The following is an 11259-nucleotide window of genomic DNA, read 5'->3' as shown; positions in this document are numbered from 1 at the left end:
TTTAGAAATGCAATACTTAGTTATTCTGGCCGATGGCTTTGCCGATGAACCCATCGAACGATTGGGCGGCAAAACACCCATGATGGTGGCTAAGACCCCTCATATTGATGCACTATGCAAATTATCGCGTTGCGGTACCTTAAAGACGGTGCCTGATTCTTTACATCCGGGCAGTGAAGTGGCCAACATGACCATTATGGGGTATGATGCTGAAAAATACTACCAGGGGCGTGGTGTGTTGGAGGCAACGGCACTTGGGCTTGATATTGAACCTGCTGATTTGGTATTTCGCTGCAACCTGGTAACGGTGGAGCAGGCCAAATTGCAGAACCACTCAGCTGGTCATATTTCAACAGAAGAAGCTGAACAGTTAATTGCTTCGCTCAATGAGTATTTGGGCAGTGAGCGTGTACAATTTTACACAGGTGTCAGTTACCGCCATGTGATGGTGATAAAAGGTGGTCAGGAAGGTGTGCAGTGTACGCCGCCACACGATGTTCCGGGCGAATATGTGGAGACGGTTTTACCCAAACCCATGGAGAGTAATGATACGGTTAAGTTATTACGTCAGCTGATGTTTGCATCCAATGAGTTATTGAGCAATCACCCGGTGAATGTGCGCCGACATGCTGAAGGAAAGCCTGTTGCCAATATGATTTGGCCCTGGTCGCCAGGTTTTAAGCCTCAAATGCCAAGCATCAACGAGATGTATGGTCTGAATAAAGGCGCTGTTATTTCAGCTGTCGATTTAATTCATGGCTTAGGCAAGCTGGGTGGTTTGCAATCTATTTTTGTTGAAGGTGCAACAGGTTTATATACAACTAACTATAGTGGTAAGGCCGAAGCCGCTTTAAAAGCACTGGATGAGGGCCATGATTATGTATTCTTGCACATTGAAGCCCCGGACGAAGCGGGTCACGAAGGGGATGTAGAGCTGAAGATTCGCACACTGGAAGACATTGATGCGAAAGTAGTGAAACCCGTATTGACCTATCTGGAAGAAAACAAGGAAGACATTAGCGTGGCGTTCTTGCCCGATCACCCAACTCCCTGTGAAGTGCGCACGCACACCCGTGAACACGTCCCGTTGATGATTTATCGTCCGCAGGCGCCGGCTGATGGTGTCAAGGTATATGACGAGCAGTCGGTGAAGGCGGGAAGCATTGGATTTCTTAATCAGACAGAGTTTATGCAAGTTTTTTTATCCGGTAAAAAATAGCCTATGTTGTTTTATAGTACAAATAATAAAGAACTAAAAAGTGATTTAAAACAAGCTGTTATACATGGTCTGGCGGCTGATAAAGGCTTGTTTATGCCAGAGGAAATTCCTGTTTTACCCGATAGCTTCTGGACGAAATTACCGGAGCTGTCATTGGGTGAAATAGGGTTTGAAACCCTAAAGTACTATTTCTGCCCCGATATTTCAGAAGGTGATTTTAGGCAATTGACTGCAGATGCCTTCAATTTCCCGTCGCCAGTTGTATCGGTCTCAAAGCGCATTTCTTCATTGGAGCTGTTTCATGGCCCAACGCTGGCTTTTAAAGATTTTGGAGCCCGTTTCCTGGCACGTGTGATGGCACACTTTACTAAAGATTACAATAAGGATATCAATGTTTTGGTGGCCACGTCGGGTGATACGGGTAGTGCCGTTGCGAATGGCTTTTTGGGTGTGAAAGGTGTGAATGTCTTTGTCTTATACCCGAAAGGCTTGGTGTCAGACGTACAGGAAAAGCAATTTACAACGTTGGGACAAAATATTACGGCCATAGAAGTGGATGGTACTTTTGATGACTGTCAGCGTTTGGTGAAGACGGCTTTTATGGATGACGACTTGAAGCAACAATTAACCTTAACATCTGCCAACTCTATTAACCTGGCGCGTTTTCTGCCTCAGATGGTGTATTATTTTTCTGCTTATGCACAAGCTGTTAAGCAGGGCCGTAAGGAAATGGTGGTGTGTGTTCCCAGTGGTAATTTCGGTAATTTAACGGCCGGATTAATAGCACAACAAATGGGCTTGCCAATCAAACGGTTTATCGCGGCCACCAATGTTAATGATGTGGTTCCCAAATACCTGTCAACTGGCCACTATCAACCGGCTCCAAGCATTGCAACACCTGCCAATGCCATGGATGTAGGCGATCCTAGTAATTTTATCCGCATCCAAAAGCTCTTTAAACACGATTTAAACCAAATCAATGCGCTTCTATCAGGGATAGCAATTAACAATGATGATATTTTTTCAACCATTGATAAGGTGTATGGTACTGAGGGGTATATACTTGATCCACACGGTGCTGTAGGGTACAGGGCCCTGGAAAAATGTCTGGCAACAGGTGAGCATGGCATATTTCTTGCGACAGCACATCCGGCTAAATTCCCCGAAACAGTTGAAAAGATAATAAACCGCGAGGTGGAACAGCCAGAACGTTTAGTAGCTTTTCTCAACGGAGATAAGCAAGTGGAAAGTTCGTCGGATAAGTACGAAGATGTAAAACAAGTTATATTGGACAAAACGCTTTAATGACAGGCTTTTTTTTTAAAAAATAAAGTTAATTTTTAAGATATTTTTAAAAAAAAACTATTTTTACGGCCATTGAAGTGAATTGTATCAATTAAAATAAGTTAAAAGAGAATTGTTATGAAGTATTTAGCAACTTTATCCCTTGTGTTATTGATGTCTTTAGGAGCTATGGCTCAGGAAGAAAGTGCAGCAGAATTGAAAAATCAGGGAAATGAAGCGTTAAGAGCAAAAAATTACAAAGGCGCGTTAGAGTTATTCGAAAAAGCGATTGCAGCTTGGGGAGATGAGGAAATGGACGCAGCAATGGTATACAATACAGCTACCAGTGCACGTAAAATCAAAGATTACGAAAAGGCTCAGAAATACTACGATGAATCAAAGAATTTGGGTTATAAAGCCGACGTTTCTACATACTACATCGCCTCTTCATTGAAGAGCTTAGGTAAGAACGAAGAAATGGAAAAAGTGCTTTTAGCCGGTATTGATGAGTATGGTACCAGCAAGTATGTGAAGCATATGAAAAAAATGTTGGCTGGTTACTATGTGAAAGAAAGTAACAAGTTATACCAGGAAGGGCAGGATATTTTAAATACACGCGCTGACGGTAACCGCGACCAATGGGATGCTATCAAAGCAAATGCTAAAACGGTTTTGGATGAAGCTGCTGACTTTGCTAAGAAAGCTACAGAGTATGACCCGACCAACAAAAATGCACAAGCTATTTTAACAGGAATTGACGGCTTACTTAAGAGCTAAGAAATAACTCATTAGAGTACAAAAGAAGCGATGGTTATTATAACTGTCGCTTTTTTTGTAACCCTTTTTTGCTAAAAGAGTGTCTAAAGTAATGTAGGAGGCATTAATCTCGTTTTTCACCCCCTAAAAACAAGTATAAAATGAAACAGTTATTTTTTGGATGCATGCTCTTGTTTGGTCTTTTACCAATGCTTTTGGCTCAAAATGCTGATGTAACAAAGAGTGATGCCATCATGCAGGAAAGTCAGATGCAGTACCAGGCTGCAGCCGAGTTGTATCAAAAAGCAGCCAAATTATATGAAGCAGATGGTAAAACAGATGCGTTCTGCTATTTCAAAGCAGGACAGAACTTTGCCAAGGCTAAAAAGTACACCAATGCCATACCAATGTTGGATAAGGCCAGAACAAATCATTACGATGAAGTAGATTTATACCTAAGCTATGGTGATGCTTATGCAGGAGTTAAGCAATTTGCAGAGGCTGAAAAAGAGTTATTGTCCGGTAAAGAAAAGTATGCTGATAAGGGTGCTGAGTTCAATAAAAAGTTAGGCTATCTGTTTTTTAATTCAGGTCAGTATGAAAAGGCCGTTGAATATTTGCAGGTAGCGCTGGAGTCCGAACCTAATAATTACACCTACCATTATTTGTTGGGCTCTTCCTATGAACGCATGAAAAAGTACAAAGAGGCGACCATTGAGTTGGAAAAGGTGGTGGCCCTAAAGTCGAATCACAAAAATAGCATCAAGAAACTGGGTGTTATCTACTTTAAGCAGACCGATTATCTGTATAATAAAGAAACAAAACGCTATGAGGCGATGAAAAATCCAACGCGAGTGGATTATCATAATTCCACAAAGAAACTGGAGCAGATAGCGCAAGGCTATACAAAGGCGCTTCCTTATCTTGAAAAGGCACATGCGTTTTCACAAAAGGATAAGGCTATTATTAGCTGCTTAAGTGTATCGTATCGCCGCTTAAAGATGGAGGAGAAGGCTGCTAAAATGGCTGAACTGCTTAAGTAATGTAAATAATATGGGACATAAAAAAGGATCGTATCTTACTGTGCATATTGCCAATAAAGATGCGATCCTTTTTATTTCTACTGGTCTATCGACCTAATGCCCTATAGTCTATTGACCTATTCTTCTTTCTCTTTCGATAATTCTACAATCTCGGTAATTATCTTTTCTTCTTTCTTGTCAAAATCCACTTTAATGATATCGCCCTCAGATACAGAAGCCTGAATGATCACTTCGGCCATTTCATCTTCAAGGTATTTCTGGATGGCTCGTTTTAAAGGACGGGCTCCATATTGGATATCGTAGCCTTTTGATGCAATAAAGTCCTTAGCTGCATTCGATAATTCCAGTTTGTAGCCTAAGCCTTCAACGCGTTCATACAAGCCTTTTAATTCGATATCAATAATCTTATGGATGTCTTCTTTCTCCAGATTATTGAAAATAATCACATCGTCAATGCGGTTGATAAACTCAGGGGCAAAGGCTTTTTTCAGTGCTTTTTCTATTACACCCTTGGCATGATCCTGATCCGAAATACTGCTCTTCGGTGTAAAACCAACACCGCGACCAAAGTCTTTCAGCTCTCGCGTACCAATGTTAGAAGTCATGATGATGATGGTATTCTTAAAGTCCACTTTTCGACCTAAACTATCGGTTAAACGGCCTTCATCCAGTACCTGAAGCAGCAAGTTAAACACATCAGGATGGGCTTTTTCAATTTCATCTAAAAGCACTACTGCATAAGGGCGACGACGCACCTTTTCGGTTAGCTGACCACCCTCTTCGTATCCAACATATCCCGGAGGCGCTCCAACCAATCGTGAAACAGAGAATTTCTCCATGTATTCACTCATATCGATGCGGATAAGCGCATCTGTGGTATCAAAAAGATACTTGGCCAGTACTTTTGCCAGGTGTGTTTTGCCCACACCGGTAGGACCTAAAAAGACGAAAGAGCCAATCGGACGGTTGGGATCTTTCAAGCCGGCACGATTACGCTGAATGGCCTTCACAATTTTTTCAATGGCCATATTCTGACCAATGACCGAACCGTTCAGTTCTTTGCCCATCTTCAGTAAACGGAATCCTTCTGCCTGGGCTACGCGTTGAACAGGGATGCCTGTCATCATGGCAACTACCTCTGCCACTTTTTCAGCGTCTACGCTTTCGCGGTGTTCCAGCAGTTCTTCTTCCCATTTATTTTTGGCACTTTCAAGCGCTTCCATCAGGCCTTTTTCCTTATCACGGAAGCTGGCTGCCAACTCAAAGTTCTGTGCTTTAACAGCTTTAATCTTATTCTCTTTTATCTCATCTATCTCATTCTCAATCTTCAGAATGGTCTCCGGAACGACAATGTTGGAGATATGTACGCGCGAACCAGCTTCATCCAGGGCGTCAATGGCCTTATCGGGCAAATGACGGTCCGAGATATAGCGCTCGGTTAGCTTTACACAAGCTTCAACAGCCTCGGGTGTATAATTCACATTGTGGTGATCTTCGTATTTTTCACGGATATTATTCAATATCTCCACCGTTTCCTCTATAGAGGTTGGCTCGACCATAACCTTCTGAAAACGACGCTCTAAAGCCCCATCTTTCTCAATGTGCTGACGGTATTCATCCAATGTTGTAGCGCCAATACATTGTATTTCACCACGTGCCAGTGCTGGTTTTAGCATATTAGCGGCATCCAGCGAGCCCGTGGCTCCACCGGCGCCTACAATGGTATGAATCTCATCAATAAATAAAATGATATTGGGATTACGACTCAGTTCATTCAATATGGCTTTCATGCGCTCTTCGAACTGGCCCCGGTATTTAGTTCCGGCTACAATAGAGGCTAAATCAAGCGTTACCACGCGCTTATCAAACAGAACGCGCGATACTTTCTTTTCAATAATGCGCAAGGCTAATCCTTCAGCGATAGCCGATTTACCAACACCGGGTTCTCCAATAAGTATCGGGTTGTTCTTTTTACGACGACTAAGGATTTGTGCCAGTCGTTCTATTTCTTTTTCACGCCCCACAATAGGGTCGAGGCGATTTTCCTCGGCTGCTTTGGTAATATCAATCCCAAAATTATCCAGCACTGGCGTGTCAGAACCTGATTTGGAACCAGCTTTACTGCTTTCGCCCGAGCCTGAACCAGATCCAGAGCCGGAAAATGGGCTATCCTGATCATCATCTTCCGGATAATCAGCCTTAGCCACAGGTTCTTCCTCGTTCAGCATGTCTTTAACCTTGCGGTAATGAATATTTTCTTCTGCCATAATTTCCCATATTATGCTGCTTTTTTCCTTCAGCAGTGCGATTAGTAGATGGCCTGTATTAATGCGGTCACTTTTTAAGGCTTTGGCTTCCAGGTGAACAAGCTTGAGTACTCGTTCGGTCGATTGAAGCAAGGGCAGGTTATCGCTTTGAATGGGTTCATTCTCCATTAAATGCGTTTCCAAAGTGTTCTTAATCTTCGGAATATCAGCATTGGTGCGATGTAAAAGTTTAATGGCGACACCTTCACCATCCCGCAATATGCCCAACAACAGGTGTTCGGGTGATATAAAGCGGTTGCCCAATCGTTCAGCTTCTTCCTTACTGTATGATATCACGTCTTTAATACGTGGCGAAAAGTTTAAATCCATATTTTTTGTTAGCGTCTTATGTTACAAAACAAATGGCTGGAGCTCTTGTTTAGCTCCACCATTAATAATTTTCAATCAAGAACCGTGCTATTCTGACAATTGTCCTGTTTTGTTCGAAAAACATGACAATAATGCCGGTTTCTGTCAATGGTTGAATTTAAATATTATCGTGCCAATAATCAAAAATTGTTGATAACATTCCTGAGTATCTTATGCTTTACACCTGTTGATAAATTGTGTTAACAATCGTTTTTTCATGTAATTGAAATTACTTAAATTAGTGCGTTCAAAAAATGGCTCCTAAAAAGCCATTTTTTATGTAATAGCATACAATAAAATAGACTCATAAATGACTGAAGGAGAAAAAATAATTAAAATCAACATTGAGGAAGAGATGAAGTCAGCCTACATCGATTATTCGATGTCGGTAATTGTTTCGCGTGCCTTACCTGATGTTCGTGACGGTATGAAGCCGGTACACCGCCGTGTTTTATATGGCATGAGTGAGCTGGGATTAGCTGCCAATAAACCTTATAAGAAATCTGCCAGAATCGTGGGAGAGGTGCTTGGTAAGTTTCACCCACACGGCGATTCATCTGTTTATTTCGCGATGGTGCGTATGGCGCAGGAATGGTCGTTACGTTATCCTTTAGTTGATGGACAGGGAAACTTTGGATCGGTGGATGGTGATAGCCCTGCGGCTATGCGTTATACTGAGGCCCGCTTAAATAAGCTGGCTGAAGAGATGTTGGTGGATATTGAAAAGAACACTGTTGATTTTCAATTGAACTTCGATGATTCGATTCAGGAGCCAACTGTATTACCAACCCGTATCCCTAACTTATTAGTGAATGGAGCCTCGGGTATTGCAGTAGGTATGGCGACAAATATGCCACCTCATAACCTGAGTGACACCATTGATGCGACGATTGCTTACATCAACAACAATGACATTGAGATTGATGAACTAATCGATATAGTTAAAGCACCTGATTTCCCTACAGGAGGTAGTATCTATGGCTATCAGGGGGTTAAAGATGCGTTCCATACCGGTAAAGGTCGCGTAGTGATGCGTGCCAAGTCGGATATTGAGACAGAGGCCAACGGGCGAGAGAAGATTGTTATCACAGAAATACCTTACCTTGTTAATAAGGCCGAGCTAATCATGAAGATTGCCGACCTGGTGAATGATAAGAAGATTGATGGTATCTCAAATGTGAATGACGAGTCGGACCGCCAGGGAATGCGCATTGTGATTGACCTGAAAAGAGATGCTATTGCTAATGTGGTGTTGAATCACTTATATAAGTATACAGCATTACAATCGTCTTTTGGTGTTAATAATATTGCACTGGTCAATGGTCGTCCGCAATTATTGAACCTAAAAGGTTTGATTCAGTGTTTTGTGGAGCACCGTCACGAAGTGGTGACACGCCGTACGCAGTACGAGTTAGAACAGGCTGAGAAACGTGCTCACATCCTGGAAGGATTGATTATTGCCAGCGATAATATTGATGAAGTGATCAAGATTATCCGTGCTGCTCAAACACCGGACGAAGCTCGTCAGAATCTGATAGAACGCTTTGAGTTAACAGATATCCAGGCGCGTGCCATTGTTGAGATGCGTTTACGTCAGTTAACAGGACTGGAGCAGGATAAATTGCGCGCTGAGTACGAAGAGCTGATGAAAGAAATTGCTCACTTAAAAGATATTCTGGCCAATGTAGAGCTGCGAATGAGCATTATCAAGGAAGAGCTGGAAGAAGTTAAAGCTAAGTATGGTGATGAACGCCGTACTGATATTGTTTATAGTTCAGAAGAGTTCAACCCGGAGGATTTCTATGCCGATGAAGAGATGATAATTACCATCTCGCATTTAGGTTATATGAAACGTACGCCACTGGCTGAGTTTAAGACACAGAACAGAGGTGGCGTGGGTTCTAAGGGGTCAACAACTCGTGATGAAGACTTTATTGAGCACATTTATCCGGCCTCAATGCACAATACCATGCTGTTCTTCACCAAGAAAGGACGCTGTTTCTGGTTGAAAGTGTATGAGATTCCAGAGGGTAATAAAACATCGAAGGGTAGAGCGATTCAGAACCTGCTGAACATCGATCCGGACGATACGGTGAAAGCTTTTATCAAGGTGAAGAAGCTGAATGATGAAGATTACATCAATTCGCACTACATCATGATGGGTACCAAAAAAGGAATTGTGAAGAAGTCTTTATTAAAAGACTACTCGCGTCCGCGTGTGAACGGGGTCAATGCCATTACCATCAAGGAAAACGATGAGTTATTGCAGGCACGCTTAACTAACGGACAGTCGGAAATATTAATGGCGACACGCTCAGGTAGAGCCATCCGATTTAACGAAACACAGGCCCGTTGTATCGGTCGTACAGGTGCCGGAGTGCGGGGAATAACGCTGGCTTCAGCTACTGACGAAGTAGTTGGCATGGTTTGTGTTAAAAATACAGAGGCCGAAGACATTCTGGTGGTATCGGAAAAAGGGTATGGTAAGCGATCGAAAACAGAAGATTACCGTGTGACCAACCGTGGTGGTAAAGGTGTAAAAACCATGAATATCAGTGATAAAACAGGTGAGCTGATTACCATTAAGAATGTGACGGATGATAATGATTTGATGATTATTAACCGTTCAGGTATTGCCATTCGTCTGTCGGTGAGCGAAATGCGTGTGATGGGACGTGCCACACAAGGTGTTCGTTTGATTAATTTAAGTAAAAAACAGGATGAAATTGCATCGGTAGCTAAAGTAACATCGGAAGCGGCTATTGAAAATGAAGCTTTTGAAAGCGACAATGGCGATGATGCAGTCACTGAAAATACAACGGAACAAACTAATGAATGAGGATAAATACTATATTTGCCTCACAAAATCAATCTAAAACTTTTTGAAATGAAAAGATTAGCGCTATTTGCAATTCTAATTTTCAGCATCTCAGCTGTATACGCTCAGAAGGGTAAAGTATCGGCTGCCAATGGTTATTTGGAAACAAATGATTTGGAAGCTGCAAAGAAATCTATTGACTTAGCTCTTGAGCATGAGAAGTCAATTAACTGGCCAAAAACATACATTGTTGCTGCTAAAGTTTACACAGAGCTGTCTAAGGCAGGTCAGGATGCTGAAGGCATCAAAAAAGCAGTTGACTTTTATAAGAAAGCCATTGAATTAGACCAAAAAGGTGATGCTAAAGGTAAAGGTATTGGTAAATATGAGAAGGAAATTAAGTTACAATTAACTTTCTTCAAGCCTGACCTGACTAACTCAGGTATCGAAGGTTTTAATACTGAAGATTTTAACCAGGCCTTGTACGCGTTCGAAAACGTATTGTATTTCAACGAGTTGCCAATGTTCCAGGAAGAAGCTCCAGGTATTGATACGGCTATCGTTTATAACTGTGCATTAGCAGCTTACAATGCTAAGAACTGGGATAAAGCAGAGAAATTCTTCAATCAGGCCATTGACTTAAATTATGGTGGTGGAGATGCTGTTTTATTGTTAGACCAGGTTTTTGACGCAGCAGGTGACAGCTTAAAAGTGCCTGAGAACTTAAAGCGTGGTTTCCAGAAGTATCCAGAAGATGAGCGTATTTTAACGACTCTAATTCAGTATTACTTAGATGCTCAGCAGAACGATGCTGCTTTAGAGTATTTGAACACAGCTATTGAGAAAGATCCTGAGAATCCATCATTCTACTATGCACGTGGTGTATTGTACGAAAACATTGATAAGGATAAAGCAATTGAGAACTACGACAAGTGTTTGGAGATTGATCCTGCGTTCTTTAACGCTTTGTATAATATTGGTGTAATTTATTACAACAAAGGTGTTGAGCAGCAGAATGTTGCCAATGACAAAACAACAACGAAGGAATTTAATGCAGCCATGGAAGTTGCTAACGGTTTCTGGGAAAAGTCATTGCCATTTATGGAAAAGGCCCACGAAGTACAACCTGAAGAAGCTGCTGTATTAGAGACTTTAAAAGGTTTATATTACCGTTTTGAAAGAATGGACAAGTACAACGAGGTTAAGGCTAAATTAGAAGCTTTAAACTAGGAGACTTAAATAATAGTAAAAGGTTAGCCGGTAAATTCTATCGGCTAATTTTTTAATCTATAAAAATAACATAATATCAAATATAAGACAAGGATGCATGTAATTCATATAACACGTAATTCCAATTAAAACATAAGTTTATAGATGAGCTATTTGAAAATTGATATCCTAAGATGTACTAAATATTTTTAAAGCCGTGAGAATTTCATATTTAAAACTAGCTGGTCATCAGTT

Annotated in this window: 7 protein-coding genes; 6 read left to right on the top strand and 1 reads right to left on the bottom strand. The window is 41.5% G+C overall.

Annotated elements, in window-relative coordinates; translation table 11 throughout:
* Positions 1–7 precede the first annotated feature (7 nt).
* The 4 genes from J1N10_RS14800 to J1N10_RS14785 all read left to right on the top strand — a co-directional run bounded on the left by J1N10_RS14800 (position 8) and on the right by J1N10_RS14785 (position 4302).
* Entirely contained in the window at positions 8–1219 is a 1212-nt protein-coding gene (locus J1N10_RS14800) for a cofactor-independent phosphoglycerate mutase (protein ID WP_262327504.1), read from the top strand.
* Between the two features lie 3 nt (positions 1220–1222).
* Positions 1223–2524, top strand: coding sequence for a threonine synthase (thrC, locus tag J1N10_RS14795; RefSeq protein WP_262327503.1), 1302 nt, complete (start codon positions 1223–1225; stop codon positions 2522–2524).
* Between the two features lie 117 nt (positions 2525–2641).
* Positions 2642–3280 (top strand): tetratricopeptide repeat protein, encoded by a 639-nt coding sequence (locus J1N10_RS14790; protein WP_262327502.1) that lies wholly within the window; start codon positions 2642–2644, stop codon positions 3278–3280.
* Between the two features lie 140 nt (positions 3281–3420).
* Positions 3421–4302, top strand: a complete 882-nt coding sequence (locus tag J1N10_RS14785) for a tetratricopeptide repeat protein (protein ID WP_262327501.1) — start codon at positions 3421–3423, stop codon at positions 4300–4302.
* Positions 4303–4418: 116 nt separating this feature from the next.
* Here J1N10_RS14785 and J1N10_RS14780 read toward each other — a convergent pair whose 3' ends face one another.
* Positions 4419–6938, bottom strand: coding sequence for an ATP-dependent Clp protease ATP-binding subunit (locus tag J1N10_RS14780; protein ID WP_262327500.1), 2520 nt, complete (start codon positions 6936–6938; stop codon positions 4419–4421).
* Positions 6939–7287: 349 nt separating this feature from the next.
* Here J1N10_RS14780 and gyrA point away from each other — a divergent pair, with 349 nt between their 5' ends.
* Together gyrA and J1N10_RS14770 are read left to right on the top strand one after the other, a co-directional pair.
* Positions 7288–9816, top strand: coding sequence for a DNA gyrase subunit A (gene gyrA, locus J1N10_RS14775; protein WP_262327499.1), 2529 nt, complete (start codon positions 7288–7290; stop codon positions 9814–9816).
* Between the two features lie 48 nt (positions 9817–9864).
* Positions 9865–11025, top strand: coding sequence for a tetratricopeptide repeat protein (locus tag J1N10_RS14770; protein WP_262327498.1), 1161 nt, complete (start codon positions 9865–9867; stop codon positions 11023–11025).
* Positions 11026–11259 lie beyond the last annotated feature (234 nt).

This window comes from Carboxylicivirga litoralis (assembly GCF_025499605.1).
GTDB lineage: Bacteria > Bacteroidota > Bacteroidia > Bacteroidales > Marinilabiliaceae > Carboxylicivirga > Carboxylicivirga litoralis.
The sequence above is the reverse complement of the archived record's forward strand: the minus strand, read 5'-3'. Positions and strand labels throughout refer to the sequence as shown.